This window comes from Streptomyces sp. NPDC002499 (assembly GCF_053595415.1).
This window is the reverse complement of sequence record NZ_JBSFXO010000004.1, coordinates 223,040-239,432: the sequence shown is the minus strand read 5'-3', so window position 1 is coordinate 239,432 and position 16,393 is coordinate 223,040. Positions and strand designations below refer to the sequence as shown.

The window sequence follows — 16,393 nt, the reverse complement described above, 5'->3', positions numbered from 1 at the left end:
CCCGCGCTCAACCCAATTAGTCCCGCCCGGACGCGACCACGGCCAGGATCCCGGTCAGGGCCGCGGCGACCAGCAGGGGGATGCCCAGGCCGTGGTGGGTCACCAGCCAGGCGCCCAGGCAGGCGCCGGCCGCCAGCGCGACCACGGAGGCCGTGCGGCGCGCGCCGTGGGTGCCCGGGCCGCCGCCGGCGGGCGACTCGGCGGCGAGACCGGTCAGGGTGGTGGTGACGACTACCGTGGTCGGCAGGGCGGTCACGCCGAGTTTGCGGACCGTCGCGGTGCGCAGGCCCATCGCGAAGGCGGTGAGGGCGATCACGGCGTAGCGGGTGCCGCCCGCGTCCGGGGCGGCGAAGGCGACCACCGCCGCCGCGCCGACCAGCAGCGCCTCGGCGGTCAGCGTGAGCCGTGCCCAGCGCCGCTTCGGGCCGCCGCCCAACCACCCCTCGATCCGGCCGCCGACCACCGCGCCGACCAGGAAGCAGCCCAGTGAGGTCACCGTGTGCGGCACCGAGAACCCGGGCGCCCCGGCCGCCGCGAAACCCAGCACCACGACGTTGCCGGTCATGTTGGCGGTGAAGAGATGGCCGAGACCGAGATAGGCCACGGCGTCGATGAGCCCGCTGACGACGGTCAGCCCCAGCAGCACGAACACCAACCGCAGGCCGCGGGCGTCGGTGTCGGACGTCTCCGGTGACTCAGGCGTCTCCGGGGTCTCGGGACTGGCGCTCATCGACCCAGAAAACCACGAAGTGCCCCCGAGGTCGGTCCGACCTGGGAGGCACTTTTGCTTGGGCGACTATGTGCGAAGCCACTGCGGGACGGCTCAGTACCAGCCGTTCGCCTGCCAGAAGGCCCACGCGCCGGCCGGGCTGCCGTAGCGGGAGTTCATGTAGTCGAGACCCCACTTGATCTGGGTCTTGGCGTTGGTCTTCCAGTCCGAACCGGCCGACGCCATCTTGGAGCCGGGGAGCGCCTGGACCAGGCCGTACGCGCCGGAGGAGGCGTTGCTGGCGTCGACGTCCCAGCCGCTCTCGTGCTCGACGATGTTGCTGAAGGCGTTGTACTGCGCGGAGCTCGGGATCAGCTTGTGCGCGATCGCCTTGGCCTCGGTGGCCGAGTCGGCGGTCGCGGCATGGGCGGGAGCCGCGGTCAGCACCATGCCGGCGGTGGCGGCGGCCACGGCGGCGGAGGCGAGGGCCTTCTTCGGGGACGCGATGCTGCGGGCGATGCGGGAGACGATCACGAGGAACCTTTTCTTCGGGGACGGGACGGTCGCGCACACCTTCGGCATGCGTCGGCGCCGAGGCCCAGTGGGCTCGTCGGCGCCGTGCGACGTTGTCCAGAGAAACAGGCTTGAGGGGCGTCCGCAATGACCCCTTTTACTAGTTGTGGTCGAATCGAGCGGAATGGCCGGTCGTGTGACCTGGCTCTCAATGTGCAGGTCAGAGCGGGTTATGGCATGCTCATGGCGTCCGATATGCCCTACGAGGGAAGATAGTTGGTGATGTGGGTCATGTGGGGTGGTTCACCGCTCAACCGGCCTCGAATGTGACCGCGGTCTCGAACGCGGCCCGCCGGGTGGCTCTGCGTAGCGCCTTGAGCACGGCCGGACCGACGGCGAGGGTGAGGACGACGGTGACCACCGCCCGGCCCAGGTCCCAGCCCAGCGAGGTGGCCACGCAGTACGCGACGAAACGGGCCAGGTTCGCCGGGACCGCGGCCTGCGGATCGAAACCGATGCCCGAGGCGAGCGCGCCCATGAAGGGCCATCCCGCCAGGTTCATGATCGTGCCGTAGGCGAACGCGGCCAGGAAGCCGTAGCAGGCCAGCAGCGCCAGCTCGGTACGGCCCCGCAGCCGGTCGGGCCCCGGCAGCAGCCCCGCGCCCATGGTGAACCACCCCATCGCGAGCATCTGGAACGGCAGCCACGGCCCCACCCCACCCGTGAGCAGCGCGGACGCGAACATGGTGACCGACCCGAGGGTGAACCCGAAGCCGGGCCCGAGCACCCGCCCGCTCAGCACCATCAGGAAGAACATCGGCTCGAGCCCGGCGGTCCCGGCCCCGATCGGCCGTAGCGCGGCCCCGGTCGCCGCGAGCACCCCCAGCATCGCCACGGCCTTCGGCCCGAGCCCGGACTCCGAGATCGTCGCCGCCACGACCCCCACCAACAGCACGAGCAACCCCGCGAACAGCCACGGCGCGTCCTGCGCGTGCGCCGCCACCTGCGACCCGGGCGGCGCGAGAAAGGGCCACCCGAACCCGACGACGCCTACGGCGCTGACGAGGAGGAGAGCGGCGACGGATCGGGGGCCCAGGCGGACAGGGCGGGCTTGGCGGGTAGCGACGCCGGGCGATGACGAGGGCGCTTCGGTGGGCGTGAGCGGGGTGGGCGGCGCGGGCTTGTGTGGGGTTGGGGGCGTGTGCGGGGTGGGCGGCGCCGGTCTGTGCGGGGTTGGGGGCGCGGGTGTGTGCGGGGTCGGCGCCCCGGGCGTGTGCCGGGTCGCGTGGCCGTGCTCCGGCGGGGTGGCGTCCTCGCGGGCGGGCGGGGGCGTCTTCGCGGTCCCGTGCGCGGCTGCCTGCCAGAGGCCGCGCGGGATCGCCTTCCTGATCCATCGCCCGGTCATGCGAGAGCCTCCCGCACCTGCGCCACCGTGAGCCATTGCTGCGGTGCCAGGATCTTCGTCACCTGTGGTGCGAAGGACGGCGAGGACACGACCACCTCGGTCGTCGGACCGTCGGCGATCACCTCGCCCTCGGCCAACAGGACGACCCGGTGGGCGAGTTCGGCCGCCAGCTCCACGTCGTGCGTCGCGAGGACGATGGCGTGCCCCTCGGCGGCGAGCGACCGCAACAGCCCTACGAGCCGTGCCTTCGCCGCGTAGTCCAGCCCCCGCGTCGGCTCGTCGAGCAGGAGCAGCGGCGGGCGTGCGGTCAGGACGACGGCCAGCGCGAGCGTGAGCCGCTGGCCCTCGGAGAGGTCACGGGGGTGGACGTCGTCGGCGACACCGGGGAGGAGGTCCGACAGCAGCGCACGGCAGCTACCGGGCTCGGCCTCCGCGTCCCGGTCGGCCGCCGCACACTCACCGGCGACCGTGTCGGCGTACAGCAGATCGCGCGGTTCCTGCGGGACCAGCCCGACCTTCCGTACGAGGTCCCGGGGCCGCGTGCGGTGCGGGGTGAGGCCGTCGACGCGTACCGTCCCGCCGCTCGGCTCGACCAGCCCGACGAGCGCCCCGAGGAGCGTCGACTTCCCGGCGCCGTTACGGCCCATGAGGGCGACGGTCTCGCCGGGGGAGACGGTCAGGTCCACGTGCCGGAGAGCTTGAACGCGGGCACGGCGGACGGCGAGGGCGCGAATTTCCATGATGGGCGCGGGAGTTGAGGAGGCGGCGGGGGTCGGGGTGGGCGGCACCTCGTGGTCCGCCAGCCGCTCCCGCAGCGCACCCGCCCGGCGCCGCGCATCCCTGACCGACAACGGCAGTGGCGACCACCCCGCCAGCCGCCCCAGCCCCACCACCGGTGGATACACCGGCGATACGGCCATCATCTCGGCCGGTGTGCCGAGCAGCGGGGCGGCGCCGGGGGCGGGCAGGACGGCGACCTGGTCGGCGTACTGGACGACCCGTTCCAGCCGGTGCTCCGCCAGCAGGACCGTCGTGCCCAGGTCGTGGACGAGGCGTTGGAGCACCGCGAGGACCTCCTCCGCCGCTGCCGGGTCGAGGGCCGAGGTCGGTTCGTCGAGGACCAGGACGCGGGGGTGCGGGGTGAGCACCGAGCCGATGGCGACGCGCTGTTGCTGTCCGCCGGAGAGCGTGGCGATGGCGCGGTCGCGGAGGTCGGCGAGGCCCAGCAGGTCGAGCGTCTCCTCGACCCGGCGGCGCATGACGTCCGGCGCCAGCCCCAACGACTCCATCCCGTAGGCGAGTTCGTCCTCGACGGTGTCCGTCACGAAGTGAGAGAGCGGGTCCTGGCCCACCGTGCCCACGACGTCGGCGAGTTCACGCGGCTTGTGCGTACGGGTGTCGCGTCCGGCGACCGTGACGCGACCGCGCAGCGTGCCGCCGGTGAAGTGCGGGACAAGGCCGCTCACGGAGTTGAGGATCGTCGACTTGCCGGTGCCCGACGGGCCGACGAGCAGGACGAGTTCGCCCTCGGGGACCTCGAAATCCACGCCCCGCACGGCGGGTTCGGCGGCTCCGTCGTAGGTCACGGAGACATCCTCGAAGCGGATCACGACGGCTCCTCGGGGGCGGAAGCGGGGGCGGGGGTGGGTGCGACGAACGCGGGCAGCAGGCCGACGAGGACGGCCGCGGCCGGCCACAGGGGGAGGGCGGGTGCGACCAGCGGGACGACACCGGGATGCAGCGCGTCCGGATCGGCGCTCGCGGCGAGGGCGAGCAGCGCGGCGACGGCCGCGCCGGAACCGGCGACCAGCCAGGCGCGTACGCCCCAGCGGTCGGGGCGATAGCGGGTCCGGATGCTGCGCCGCCCCCCGAGCCGCAGCCCACCGAGCGCCGCCACGAGCCCCGCGAGCAGCAACGGCAGCCCGTACGTGCCCCCTTCGGCGGTGAGCAGCCCGTACGTGCCCGCGCAGACGCCGAGCAGACCGCCCAGGGTGAGGGCGGCGGTCGTACGGCGGACCGGGGCGGGCACGTCGGCGGTGCGGCCGTACCCGCGGGCGTCCATCGCGGCGGCGAGGGAGACGGAACGCTCCAACGCGCCCTCCAGGACCGGGAGTCCGACCTGGAGCAGGCCGCGGACGCCCTTGTCCGGACGGCCCCGCAACCGGCGTGCGGCGCGCAGGCGTTGGACGTCGGCGATGAGGTTCGGCGCGAAGGTGAGCGCGACGACCACCGCCACGCCGATCTCGTACAGGGCGCCCGGCAGGGACTTGAGCAGCCTGGCCGGATTGGCGAGGGCGTTCGCCGCGCCCACGCAGATCAGCAGGGTGGCCAGTTTGAGACCGTCGTAGAGCGCGAAGACGAGCGCCTCCGCGGTGACCTCGCCGCCGAGCCGGATGCCCTGCGCCCAGTGCGGGAGCGGGACTTCTGGGAGCGTGACGAGCACGTGCGTGCCGGGGATGGGGGAGCCGAGGGCGACGGCGAAGAAGAGACGGATGAGGAGAACGGCGAGGGCGAGCTTGACGAAGGCCGCGTAGGAGCGCGCCCAGGGGGTGTCGGGGCGGCAGGTGGCCACGACGTACGCGGAGACCGCGACGAGCAGGGCGAGGAGGAGGGGGTTGGTGGTGCGGGTGGCGGCGGTGCCGAGGCCCAGTGACCACAACCACCAGGCACCGGGGTGGAGTTGGCGTCCGTGACCGGCAGCGGTGCGCGCGCCGAGGCGGGGTGCGCGGACGTCAGCCATGCCTGCGTCGCCGCGCCTGCCACACCGCTGCCGCACCCAGCAGGGCGACGGCCCCGGCACCGGCCCACAGCCCGACCGAGGGTCCGCCGCCGTCGTCCTTCGGCGCCTTCTTCCGCACCTCGGTGCTCGGCTTCTTCCCGGCCGACACCTGCTCCCCGCACCCCGTCCGCGGATACCCCGCGATCGCGCAGAGCAGCGCGCCGGTGTCGTACCGCAGGGGCTTCGCGACCGAGGCGAGCGCCTGCGCCGTCGTCGCGTCGGACGCCACCCGCGCACAGGCCGTACGACGGGCCGGCGGGGTCTCGCCCGACGGGGCGTCCGCCGCCGTACCGAAGTCGATGACCAGCGCGACGCGCTTCTCGCCGTCCTTGGCGGGCGTCCGCGCGCAGATCACGGCGAAGACCGCCGGTCCGCGCGGCCGCGCCGAGTCCGAGGAGTCCTCGCTGACCGAGAAACGGAAGCCCTGGACGTCTCCGTCGGACGGGCGGGCGGTGGAGGGGCCCTGGGTGGCGTAGGCCCAGGTGTCGCCGGTGCGGTCCCAGAAGGACCAGTAGCGGTAGCCGGCGGCCTGGGCGGGGACGGCCTGGCCGATGCCGGCGGCCAGGGCGACGAGGAGGAGGACGGCGAGGTGCAGGACGTGCCGGGCGCGGCTCACGGCTGCTGCCGCCGTCGGCCGCGGAACATCAGCGCGGCGCCGATCAGGGCGCCGATCAGGAGGCCGCCGCCGATCGCCCAGACGGCCTTCGGGGTGCCGTCGTCCCCGTCCGCCGACTTGGTGGCGGGGGTGGCCGTGTCGGTGGCCCGCGCGCCGGACGTCTTCTTCGGCGTCGGGCCGGTCGCGCCGAGCTGGTCGACCAGGTTCTGCCCGCCGAAGTCCCGGGGATCGGCACCCGCGTCGGTGGCGGCGAGGATCAGCTGCGCGTACGCGGCGGGGCCGGCCTGCGCCGCCCACTTCGCGGAGTTCGCCTCCAGCCAGCGCACGGCGGGCTTCGCCTGGTCGGCGAGGCCGGCCGAGGTGAGGGCGACGACCGCGTCGGCGGTGTTGCCGTAGTCGGGCTGGTCCTCGGCGCCGGGGAGGGCGGAGGTCAGGTGGCCGTCCTTGGCGAGGGCCTTGGCGAGATAACCGGCGCCGTTCAGCGCGGCGCGCTCGGGGTCGGCGGTCTTCGCGCAGGCGGAGGGGGTCTGGGTGCCGGCCGTCTCCTTGCCGGAGGAGCCGGTCATGGGCTTGCCGAGCGCGCCCAGGACCGCCGCCGCGGTGGCGTCCGCGTTGGCGTTAAGGGCGCCCTTCTTGTCCGGCTGGTAGGCGAAGGCGCCCGCGTCGGCGCCGGTGCAGGGCAGCGCGAGCGCGAGCAGGGCGTCGTAGGGAGATTTGCCGGAGCTGCCGGAGCCGGCGCCCTTGCGGATGTCCTGCGGCTTCGTTCCGGCCGTGGCGAACGCGCCGATGACGACGGACGTCGAGTTCGCGTCGCTGGGCCCGCCCGCCGTGTACCCCCAGCCGCCGTCCTTGTTCTGCACGGACTTCAGCCAGGTCAGCGCGTTGTCGGTCGCGGTGTCGTGGCCGCCCAGCGCGGCGAGCGCCTGCACGGCGACGGCGGTGCTGTTGGTGTCGGCGGCGCAGGGCTTCCCGGCGTCCGCGCGGAAGGCGCCGAAGGCACCGTTCGCGCACTGCTGCCCGGTCAGCCAGGTCACCGCCTTGTCGGCCGGGACCACTCCCACGGCGTCCTGCGCGATCAGGGCGAGCGACTGGCGCCACACGCCGTCGTAGGTCGGGTCGGCGGTGCCGTAGAGCCCGGCGGGGATCGCCACGGACGGCGAGGGCGAGGGCGTCGCGGCGAGGGCGGGTGCCGCGGTGCCGACGACTGCGGAGCCGATGACTGCGGTGCTGATGACCGCGGAGCCGATGACTGCGGTGCCGACGGTTACGGAGCCGATGACTGCTTTGGCGGCGGCCAGAGCCGCGGCGGTGCGGCGGACGGCGTTCATGATCGGCGGATGCCTCTCCCTGCGGGAGCCGGGCAGGCGCACGGGACACCCCGGGCGGCTCGGCTCCGTATGCCTCGACGGTGCCGTGCGCCGACGGGTTGCCGACACACCTGAGCCGGTCACGATCCGCGCGGGGCGATCCGGCTCACCGGTCCCAGGGCCTCTCAGGCTTCCGCGGACCGGCACACGGTTGCGGGTCAGCGCCGGAATTGCACCGGCTTCCCCCCGTACGGGTGACGACGACCGGGCCACTGTACCCGCCCGTAGCAACCACTCCGGGAGCCGCCTGTGTGCCCGTCCGCTCGACTCAGACGGCCACGTACGTCACCGGCTCCGTCCCCGGCACGGCCTCCGCCCGCCCCAGCTTCACGAGCCGCCGTAGATGCGCCTCGGCCTCCGAGACCGCGATGTTCCTCGATCCGTACGGGATCTGGGCCCAGGGCCGGTTCCACTCCATGCGCTCGGCGACCTGCCAGGGGGTGAGCGGCTCGACGAGGAGGGCGCGCAGACCGGTGAGCCGTTCCTCGTGGTGGTCGAGCAACTCCCGTACCCGGCCCGGCCCGTCGGTGAACGCGTACTGGTGGGCGGGGAGGACCTCGGCCGGGGCGAGGCGGCCGATGCGTTCGAGGGAGTCGAGGTAGTCGCCGAGCGGGTCGGTGACCGTGACGTCGTCGGGATCCTCGTACAGGCCGATGTGCGGGGTGATCTCCGGGAGCAGGTGATCGCCGGAGAACAGGCGTCCGTGGCCGGGGAGTTGAGCCGGGTGTGCCTCCTCCAGATGGAGGCAGACATGCCCTGGCGTGTGCCCCGGGGTCCAGATCGCGCGCAGCCGCCGCCCTGGAAGATCGAGCAGCTCACCGGGGACGATCTCGCAATCCGGCAGCGCGGGGGCGAAGCCCGGCAGGGTGCTGCGCGGAGCGGCGTCGCGCAGGGGCGCCACGTGCTCCTCCGGAGCGCCGACGGTGACCAGCTTGTTGGCCATGTACGAGAACCAGCGCCCCGGCCGGGTCTCCCGCGTCCGCCGCACGATCGCGGTGTCCGCCGCGTGCATCGCGATCCAACTCCCGGACGCCTCCCGCACCTTGCCCGAAAGGCCGTGATGATCGGGGTGATGGTGGGTGACGACCACGCCATGGATCTCGTCCACCGAGGTACCGCACCCCGTCAGCCCCTCGGCGAGCGTGTCCCAGGAGGCCGGGTCGTCCCAGCCGGTGTCGATCAGGACCGGGCCGCGGTCGGTGTCGACGACGTAGACGAGGGTGTGGCCGAGCGGGTTGTCCGGGATGGGGACCTTGATCGACCGTACGCCCCCGCCGTGATCGGCCGTGTCCACCATGGGTTCCCCTATCGCCGCGTCCCGGCCACTATAACTAGAACGCGTTTCGATGGGAGCCCGAGTCATCCGTCCGTCCCGTTCCGTGGACTCCTCCGAGTGGAACTGGTATCAGTTCCACTGAGTGCGTATCTGATGGATCGTCAGAGACTCAATGAATCGTCAGAGACTCAGTGGAGACTCAGGGGCGAGGATCCGGGGAGGCGGTCGGCCATGGCCGAGCTCGTGGAACACGGACAGCTTTTCATCGGCGGGGAGTTGACCGACCCCCTCGGCAAGGACGTCATCGAGGTCGTCTCGCCGCACACCGAGGAGGTCATCGGGCGGGTGCCGCACGCCTCGCCGGCGGACGTGGACCGGGCGGTCGCGGCGGCCCGGACGGCGTTCGACCAGGGGCCCTGGCCCCGGATGACCCTCGACGAACGGATCGAGGTGGTCGGCCGGATCAAGGACGCGATCGCCGTACGGCACGAGGAGATCGCGCGCGTGATCTCGTCCGAGAACGGGTCGCCGTACTCCTGGAGCATCCTGGCGCAGGCGCTCGGCGCGATGATGGTGTGGGACTCGGCGATCACGGTCGCGCGGAACTTCACGTACGAGGAGTACCGCGACGGGGTCCTCGGCAAGATCCTGGTGCGCCGGGAGCCGGTCGGCGTCGTGGCGGCCGTCGTCCCCTGGAACGTCCCGCAGTTCGTGGCCGCGGCCAAGCTCGCGCCCGCGCTGCTGACCGGCTGCACGGTCATCCTCAAGCCGTCGCCCGAATCGCCCCTGGACGCCTATCTGTTGGGCGAGATCGCGAAGGAGGCGGGCCTGCCGGAGGGCGTGCTGTCGATCCTGCCCGCCGACCGCGAGGTCAGCGAGTACCTGGTCGGACACCCCGGCATCGACAAGGTCTCCTTCACCGGTTCGGTCCCGGCCGGCAAGCGCGTGATGGAGGTCGCCGCGCGCAACCTCACCCGCGTGACACTGGAGTTGGGGGGCAAGTCGGCGGCGGTCGTGCTGCCCGACGCGGACATCACGACGTCCGTCCCCGGCATCGTCTCGGCCGCCTGGATGAACAACGGCCAGGCCTGCGTGGCCCAGACCCGCATCCTCGTACCGCGCTCGCGCTACGACGAGTTCGCGGACGCCTTCGCCGCGGCGGCGAGCGCGCTGGTGGTCGGCGACCCGCTGGACCCGGCGACCCAGGTGGGCCCGTTGGTGGCGAAACGCCAGCAGCAGCGCAACCTCGACTACATCCGCATAGGCCAGGAGGAGGGCGCCAAGATCCTCACCGGCGGCGGCCGTCCCCCGGGCCTCGACCGCGGCTGGTACGTCGAGCCGACCCTCTTCGGAGACGTCGACAACTCCATGCGGATCGCCCGCGAGGAGATCTTCGGCCCGGTCATCTGCCTGCTCCCGTACGGCGACGAGACGGAAGCGGTGAAGATCGCGAACGACTCCGACTACGGCCTCAGCGGCAGCGTCTGGACGGCCGACGTGGCCCACGGCATCGACATCGCCCGCCAGGTCCGTACCGGCACGTACTCCGTCAACACCTTCAGCCTGGACATGCTCGGCCCCTTCGGCGGCTACAAGTCCTCAGGTCTGGGACGGGAGTTCGGCCCCGAAGGCTACGGCGAGTTCCTCGAACACAAGATGATCCACCTGCCGGCCGGCTGGGAGGCATGAGCGGTATGGGCGACCGCTGGGAGGTAGAGGTCGACCGCTCCATCTGCATCGGCTCGGCCCAGTGCGTCCACCGCGCCACGGGCGCGTTCCGTCTCGACTCGGCCATGCAGTCCCACCCGATGGAACGGGAGACCGACGCGAACGAACTCATCCTGGAGGCGGCGGAGAGCTGTCCGGTGGAGGCGATCGTGATCACGTTGCTGGGGAGCGGGGAGCCGGTTTTTCCACCGGAGGAGTAGCTCGTACGTGCGAAACTCTGCCTCGACTGTGTGTGAACTGTGAGGCGGGAGAGTCATGCGAGGGGTGGGAGCCGTGCTGTCCGCGGCCGTGACGACCGTGGTGGTCGTGGCGCTGGCGGGATGCGGCGGGGGAGACGGTGGCGGGGGTGAGCGGGCCGTGACCGTCACCTCCGTGAAGGAGGACGTCCGGGCCGCCGTGGCGGCCGGGGGGTTGGAGCGTCGGCCGGTCTTCACGGACGAGAAGTCGAGGCTGCTGGACGGGCGCCCGTGCCAGGTGGCCGGGGAGGTGGGCACCGGTACCGCGCCGGACCGGAAGGCCGCCGACCGGTTGGTCGCCGAGATGAAGGACCGCGGCTGGAAGGCGACCGAACCGTTTCCCGACCGGCGCGCGGTCCTCTGGGCGTTGGACCGGGACGACTGGACGGTGACCGTGGTCTCCGGTGAGGCGTCGCCGGAGGAGATGGCCTCGGGGATGCTGTCGGGCGCCGTACCCGGCAAAGAGGACGGGTTCAAGGGAGTGATGTTCTACGGATTCGGCAGAGGCTGCGGGCGCGGTACGGCGACGCCGACACCCTGACCCCGCCCCCCACCAGGGACTACTCCCGCTCCCTGGTCTCCGTCAGGTCGATCAACCGGCACACCGTCTCGATGTCGATCTTCACCTGGGCGATGGACGCGCGGCCCGAGAGCCAGGTGATGAGGGCCGAGTGCCAGGTGTGCTCGATGACGCGGACCGCGGAGAGCTGTTCCGGGGTCGGGTTCTCCAGGCCCATGGCGTCCAGGATGATCACCGTGGTCTGGCGGGAGACCTGGTCGACCTCGGGGGAGACGCTGCGGTCCGCGAAGGTCAGGGCGCGGACCATCGCGTCGGCCAGGTGCGGCTCGCGCTGAAGGGCGCGGAAGGCCCGCATCAGGGTCTCCGCGACCCGCTGGGCCGAGGTCTCGCCCTGGGGCGGCTTCTTGCGGAGCGTGCCGTGCATGTGTTCCAGCTGGTCCTGCATGGTGGCGACCAGGAGGTGGACCTTGGACGGGAAGTACCGGTAGAGGGTGCCGAGGGCCACCTGGGAGGACTCCGCGACCTCCCGCATCTGCACCGCGTCGAAACCGCCCCGGCTGGCCAACTGCGCGCTCGCGTGCAGGATCCGGCGCCGACGTGCCTCCTGGCGCTCGGTCAGCGGCGCGGAGGACGGCAGGGTGGAAGGCAGGGGCGACGACGGGGAGGGCGGCGGGGAGGTTCTGGCCTCCGCCTTGGCCGGCTTGGCTTCCGCAGGCATGGGTCCCGTTCCGTGACGGTCGGTGAGGGCGAGTGATCGGACCGATCATGACAGGGGCTCCGTCGTGGTGTGAATCACCTGATCCACTTCTCACGGCGCCCCTACCAGCCGGTAGATTCAGAGCCTCCTGGACGATCAAGTCTGAAACTTGTTCTAGATTAGCGTCCCGGCGTAATCTCGCGGGACAGTGCAGGCAGAAGGGGGCTCAGAGTGACCGCTGAGGCCAGTCAGGCGGGTCTCCAGGAAGACCTCGCCACAGACGGCGAGCGACCGCTCCGTATCGCACTCCTCACCTATAAAGGGAACCCGTTCTGCGGCGGCCAGGGCGTCTACGTCCGGCATCTGTCGCGCGAGCTGGCCCGCCTCGGCCACCATGTCGAGGTCATCGGATCCCAGCCCTACCCGGTGCTCGACGAGGTCGAGGACCACGCGGGGCGGCTGAGCCTCACCGAGCTGCCGAGCCTGGACCTCTACCGCTCGCCGGATCCCTTCCGCACCCCCAAGCGCGACGAGTACCGCGACTGGGTCGACGCGCTCGAAGTCGCCACGATGTGGACCGGCGGCTTCCCGGAGCCGCTGACGTTCTCCCTGCGCGCCCGCCGTCATCTGCGCGCCCGGCGCGGTGAGTTCGACGTCGTGCACGACAACCAGACCCTGGGGTACGGGTTGTTGGGGGAGGTGGGCGCGCCGCTGGTGACGACCATCCACCACCCCATCACCGTGGACCGGCAGTTGGAGATCGACGCCGCCGAGAACTGGCGTCAACGGCTGTCCAAGCGACGCTGGTACGCCTTCACCCGCATGCAGCGCCGGGTCGCCCGCCGGCTGCTTTCGGTCCTCACCGTCTCGGGCACCTCCCGCCGGGAGATCGTCGACCAGCTGGGGGTGCGGGACGACCGTATCCACGTGGTCCACATCGGCGCGAACGCCGAGCTCTTCTCGCCCGACCCCGCGGTGCCCGTCGTACCCGGCCGGATCGTCACCACGTCCAGCGCGGACGTCCCCCTCAAGGGCCTGGTCTTCCTGGTCGAGGCGCTCGCCAAGGTCCGTACCGAACACCCCGACGCGCACCTCGTCGTCGTCGGCAAGCGGCCCGCCGAGGGGCCCGTCGCGCAGGCGATGGAGCGCTACGGGCTCGAAGGCGCCGTCGAGTTCGTCAAGGGCATCTCGGACGCCGAACTGGTCGACCTGATCCGCTCCGCCGAGGTCGCCTGCGTGCCGTCCCTGTACGAGGGCTTCTCCCTGCCGGCCGCCGAGGCCATGGCCACCGGGACGCCGCTGGTCGCCACGACGGGCGGCGCGATTCCCGAGGTGGCCGGGCCGGATGGGGAGACCTGTCTCGCGGTGCCGCCCGGCGATCCCGGGGCGCTGGCCGCGGGGTTGAGCCGACTGCTGGGCGACCCCGAGCTGCGCGAGCGGCTCGGCCGGGCCGGGCGTGAGCGGGTGCTGGCCCGCTTCACCTGGGCCCGCGCCGCCGAGGAGACGGTGGCCCGCTACCGCGAGGCGATCGCCGCCGCCGCGGCCCACAGCTCCGGCCGCCCGGCGGCCGTCAGTGTTGCAGGCATCTCATCCGAAAGCAGGGCCACGTGCTGACCGTCGACTTCTCCCGGTTCCCGCTCGCGCCGGGCGACCGCGTCCTGGACCTCGGCTGCGGAGCCGGCCGGCACGCGTTCGAGTGCTACCGGCGCGGCGCCCGGGTCGTCGCGCTGGACCAGAACGGCGAGGAGATCCGCGAGGTCGCCAAGTGGTTCGCGGCGATGGAGGAGGCGGGCGAGGCACCGGCCGGCGCGACCGCGACCGCGATGGAGGGCGACGCCCTCGCGCTGCCCTTCCCCGACGAGTCCTTCGACGTCGTCATCATCTCCGAGGTGATGGAGCACATCCCCGACGACAAGGGCGTACTCGCCGAGATGGTACGGGTGTTGAAGCCCGGCGGCCGGATCGCCGTCACCGTCCCGCGCTACGGACCCGAGAAGGTCTGCTGGGCGCTGTCCGACGCCTACCACGAGGTCGAGGGCGGCCACATCCGCATCTACAAGGCCGACGAACTCCTCGCGAAGATGCGCGAGGCGGGCCTGCGCCCCTACGGCACGCACCACGCCCACGCGCTGCACTCCCCGTACTGGTGGCTGAAGTGCGCGTTCGGCGTCGACAACGACAAGGCGCTGCCCGTGCAGGCGTACCACAAGCTCCTGGTCTGGGACATCATGAAGAAACCCCTGGCCACCCGGGTCGCCGAACAGGCGCTGAACCCGCTGATCGGCAAGAGCTTCGTGGCCTACGCGACCAAGCCGCACCTGCCCGGCCTCGCCGAGGCGGCCGCCAAGTGACCACCCCCCGGACAGAACACCTCGTCCTGCCCGGGGTCCTCACCGCGGAGGAGGCCGCCGCGACCGTGCACGGCGTCCTGGCGGTGCAGCGGGAGGACGGGGCGATCCCGTGGTTCCGCGGACACCACCTCGACCCGTGGGACCACACCGAGGCCGCGATGGCCTTGGACGCGGCCGGCGAGCACGAGGCCGCCGAGCGGGCCTACGAGTGGCTCGCACGGCACCAGAACGGGGACGGTTCCTGGTACGCGGCCTACGCCGACGGGGACTTCGCCGACGTCACCGACCGCGGCCGCGAGACGAACTTCGTGGCGTACGCGGCCGTCGGCGTCTGGCACCACTACCTCTCCACCGGCGACGACACGTTCCTGGACCGCATGTGGCCGACCGTGTACGCGGCCGTCGAGTACGTGCTGCGGCTCCAGCAGCCCGGCGGGCAGATCGGCTGGAAGGGCGAGGACGACGGCAGCTTCACGTCGGACGCGCTGCTGACCGGGTCGTCCTCCGTCCACCACGCCCTGTGCTGCGCGCTCGCCATCGCCGAACAGCGTGAAGAGCCGCAGCCCGACTGGGAGTTGGCGGTCGGCGCACTGCGGCACGCGATCCGCCGGCACCCGGAGCGGTTCCTGGACAAGGACCGCTACTCGATGGACTGGTACTACCCGGTGCTGGGCGGGGCGTTGACCGGTACGGAGGCCAAGTCCCGGATAGAGGACGGCTGGCAGCGCTTCGTCGTGCCCGGCCTCGGTGTGCGCTGCGTGGTCCCCAACCCGTGGGTGACGGGCGGCGAATCGGCCGAACTCGCCCTCGCGCTCTGGGCGATGGGCGAGTCCGACCGTGCGCTGGAGATCCTCCAGTCGATCCAGCACCTGCGCGATCCGGAGACCGGCCTGTACTGGACCGGCTACGTCTTCGAGGACGAGACGGTCTGGCCCCAGGAACTCACCACCTGGACGGCCGGCTCGCTCCTCCTCGCGGTCGCCGCACTGGGCGGCCACGAGGCCACCTGCGCGGTGTTCGGCGGCGAACACCTGCCCAGGGGGCTGGACCCGGACTGCTGCGACTGAGACGTCAGGCCGTTGTCGTCTCAGTGGCGCTGCATGCGTCCGGCGATGGCGTGGCCGATGAAGAGGTAGACGACCGCCGCCAGTCCGTAGCCCGCGACCACACGTGCCCACGCCTCGTCGAAGGTGAACAGGTCGCGCGACCAGCCGGCCAGCCAGTAGGCGATGTTGTGGACGAACTGCACCAGGTCGTTGGCCCGGTTGGCGTCCAGGAGGTACATCAGAATCCACAGGCCCAGGATGAGGGCCATGACGTCGGCGACGATCGCTATGACCGCGCCGGCCCGATTGCCGCTTCTGTATCGAGACATGGTTTCCGGATTGCCGCCGAATCCCATATGAAACCGGATCGCATCTTGAAACCCGGACGGCTTCGCCCGAGTGGCGCGCCCGCCCGTCCCGGGTGAGGCTGTCGGAGGCAAACGCCCGCTCGGGGAGGACACGCCGGAGGACTTCTCGTGCGCGTACCGATACAGCGCCTCGCAGTGGCGCTCACCCTGTGCTGTGCCCTGTTGGCCGGAGCCACCGCCTGCGGCAGCGGCGGCGGTGACAGGAGTGGAGCCCGGGAGACCACCGCCGCGGACGTGGCGGCCGCCGCGGACCAGGCGGCCACCCCGAGCCCGAGCACCTCCGCCCAGCGCCAGAAGTTCGCCAAGACCCGCTTCGTGGCCAACGCGGGTCTCGCCGCCGGGGCTTCGTACCAGTGGATCGTGAAGCCCTGGAAGGCCGGCAAGTTCAAGAAGGGCGCCAAGGGCCGCAAGTTCGCCCTCGTCAAGGCGGGCCTCGCGGGCGCGTTCGCCTACAACCGGCTCAAGGCGGCCACGCGCAACGCGAAGGGCGACCCCACCCTCTCCAAGGCCGTGGCCCCGCTCACCGCCGGCATCGACTCCCTCAAGGACCTCCCGTCCAAGCTCCGCAAGGGCGACTCCACCGACTCGGTGGCCGGTTCCTTCGACGACATCATCAACAAGGTCAAGGACGCGGGGAAGAGCGCGGGCGCGGAGGTGACGGACAAGGTGCCGTCGGCCGGGCAACTCGCGGGCGGCTAGGGCCTGTCTTTCGGATCATGTCGGCGTCGCGGGCCCTGGCACGCACATCTGCGGCGTTGTCGTCGGTTGTCGACGCTCCGCGT

General features: G+C 72.1%; 17 protein-coding genes. 7 read left to right on the top strand and 10 right to left on the bottom strand.

Annotated elements, in window-relative coordinates:
• Positions 1-16: 16 nt before the first annotated feature.
• The 8 genes from ACWD5F_RS12065 to ACWD5F_RS12030 all read right to left on the bottom strand — a co-directional run bounded on the left by ACWD5F_RS12065 (position 17) and on the right by ACWD5F_RS12030 (position 8,686).
• A complete protein-coding gene (locus ACWD5F_RS12065; protein WP_451253520.1) occupies positions 17-730 on the bottom strand; it encodes a YoaK family protein in 714 nt (237 codons plus the stop codon).
• A gap of 93 nt (positions 731-823) precedes the next feature.
• The gene (locus ACWD5F_RS12060; RefSeq protein WP_401727691.1) at positions 824-1,243 is read right to left on the bottom strand and encodes an aggregation-promoting factor C-terminal-like domain-containing protein; all 420 of its coding nucleotides are present in this window, start codon (positions 1,241-1,243) and stop codon (positions 824-826) included.
• Between the two features lie 289 nt (positions 1,244-1,532).
• Positions 1,533-2,318 (bottom strand): ECF transporter S component, encoded by a 786-nt coding sequence (locus tag ACWD5F_RS12055; RefSeq protein ID WP_451254110.1) that lies wholly within the window; start codon positions 2,316-2,318, stop codon positions 1,533-1,535.
• A gap of 305 nt (positions 2,319-2,623) precedes the next feature.
• The gene (locus tag ACWD5F_RS12050; protein ID WP_451253518.1) at positions 2,624-4,237 is read right to left on the bottom strand and encodes an ABC transporter ATP-binding protein; all 1,614 of its coding nucleotides are present in this window, start codon (positions 4,235-4,237) and stop codon (positions 2,624-2,626) included.
• Positions 4,234-5,367 (bottom strand): energy-coupling factor transporter transmembrane component T, encoded by a 1,134-nt coding sequence (locus ACWD5F_RS12045; RefSeq protein WP_451253516.1) that lies wholly within the window; start codon positions 5,365-5,367, stop codon positions 4,234-4,236. Before ACWD5F_RS12045 ends, ACWD5F_RS12050 begins: the two co-directional genes overlap by 4 nt.
• Positions 5,360-6,022, bottom strand: coding sequence for an SCO2322 family protein (locus tag ACWD5F_RS12040; RefSeq protein WP_451253514.1), 663 nt, complete (start codon positions 6,020-6,022; stop codon positions 5,360-5,362). Before ACWD5F_RS12040 ends, ACWD5F_RS12045 begins: the two co-directional genes overlap by 8 nt.
• Complete coding sequence (locus ACWD5F_RS12035) at positions 6,019-7,350, bottom strand: prenyltransferase/squalene oxidase repeat-containing protein (protein ID WP_451253512.1); 1,332 nt, start codon at positions 7,348-7,350, stop codon at positions 6,019-6,021. Before ACWD5F_RS12035 ends, ACWD5F_RS12040 begins: the two co-directional genes overlap by 4 nt.
• A gap of 307 nt (positions 7,351-7,657) precedes the next feature.
• Positions 7,658-8,686 (bottom strand): MBL fold metallo-hydrolase, encoded by a 1,029-nt coding sequence (locus ACWD5F_RS12030; protein WP_451253510.1) that lies wholly within the window; start codon positions 8,684-8,686, stop codon positions 7,658-7,660.
• A 210-nt stretch (positions 8,687-8,896) separates the two neighbouring features.
• On the opposite strand from ACWD5F_RS12030, the gene ACWD5F_RS12025 reads away from it, so the two are divergent.
• Genes ACWD5F_RS12025 through ACWD5F_RS12015 form a run of 3 tightly spaced genes read left to right on the top strand, consistent with a single transcriptional unit; the run spans position 8,897 to position 11,170 of the window.
• The gene (locus ACWD5F_RS12025; protein WP_401727683.1) at positions 8,897-10,354 is read left to right on the top strand and encodes an aldehyde dehydrogenase; all 1,458 of its coding nucleotides are present in this window, start codon (positions 8,897-8,899) and stop codon (positions 10,352-10,354) included.
• A gap of 5 nt (positions 10,355-10,359) precedes the next feature.
• Positions 10,360-10,593, top strand: coding sequence for a ferredoxin (locus ACWD5F_RS12020; protein WP_401727855.1), 234 nt, complete (start codon positions 10,360-10,362; stop codon positions 10,591-10,593).
• Positions 10,594-10,648: 55 nt separating this feature from the next.
• Entirely contained in the window at positions 10,649-11,170 is a 522-nt protein-coding gene (locus ACWD5F_RS12015) for a hypothetical protein (RefSeq protein ID WP_451253508.1), read from the top strand.
• A gap of 19 nt (positions 11,171-11,189) precedes the next feature.
• On the opposite strand, the gene ACWD5F_RS12010 is transcribed toward ACWD5F_RS12015, so the two are convergent.
• Positions 11,190-11,867 carry a TetR family transcriptional regulator gene (locus ACWD5F_RS12010; RefSeq protein ID WP_451253506.1) on the bottom strand — a complete coding sequence of 226 codons (678 nt, stop codon included), beginning with the start codon at positions 11,865-11,867 and terminating at the stop codon, positions 11,190-11,192.
• A 210-nt stretch (positions 11,868-12,077) separates the two neighbouring features.
• On the opposite strand from ACWD5F_RS12010, the gene ACWD5F_RS12005 reads away from it, so the two are divergent.
• From ACWD5F_RS12005 to ACWD5F_RS11995, 3 genes are read left to right on the top strand one after another with little or no spacing between them, the layout of a single operon-like run.
• Positions 12,078-13,460 (top strand): glycosyltransferase family 4 protein, encoded by a 1,383-nt coding sequence (locus ACWD5F_RS12005; protein WP_451253504.1) that lies wholly within the window; start codon positions 12,078-12,080, stop codon positions 13,458-13,460.
• Positions 13,454-14,197, top strand: a complete 744-nt coding sequence (locus ACWD5F_RS12000) for a class I SAM-dependent methyltransferase (protein WP_123999535.1) — start codon at positions 13,454-13,456, stop codon at positions 14,195-14,197. Before ACWD5F_RS12005 ends, ACWD5F_RS12000 begins: the two co-directional genes overlap by 7 nt.
• A complete protein-coding gene (locus tag ACWD5F_RS11995; protein ID WP_451253502.1) occupies positions 14,194-15,264 on the top strand; it encodes a prenyltransferase/squalene oxidase repeat-containing protein in 1,071 nt (356 codons plus the stop codon). The genes ACWD5F_RS12000 and ACWD5F_RS11995 overlap by 4 nt, the downstream gene beginning before the upstream one ends.
• Before the next feature lie 20 nt (positions 15,265-15,284).
• On the opposite strand, the gene ACWD5F_RS11990 is transcribed toward ACWD5F_RS11995, so the two are convergent.
• Positions 15,285-15,572 (bottom strand): hypothetical protein, encoded by a 288-nt coding sequence (locus ACWD5F_RS11990; RefSeq protein ID WP_401727677.1) that lies wholly within the window; start codon positions 15,570-15,572, stop codon positions 15,285-15,287.
• A 147-nt stretch (positions 15,573-15,719) separates the two neighbouring features.
• Between ACWD5F_RS11990 and ACWD5F_RS11985 the strand changes: the two genes are divergently transcribed.
• On the top strand, positions 15,720-16,310 hold the full coding sequence (locus ACWD5F_RS11985; RefSeq protein ID WP_451253500.1) for a hypothetical protein: 591 nt from the start codon (positions 15,720-15,722) through the stop codon (positions 16,308-16,310).
• Positions 16,311-16,393 lie beyond the last annotated feature (83 nt).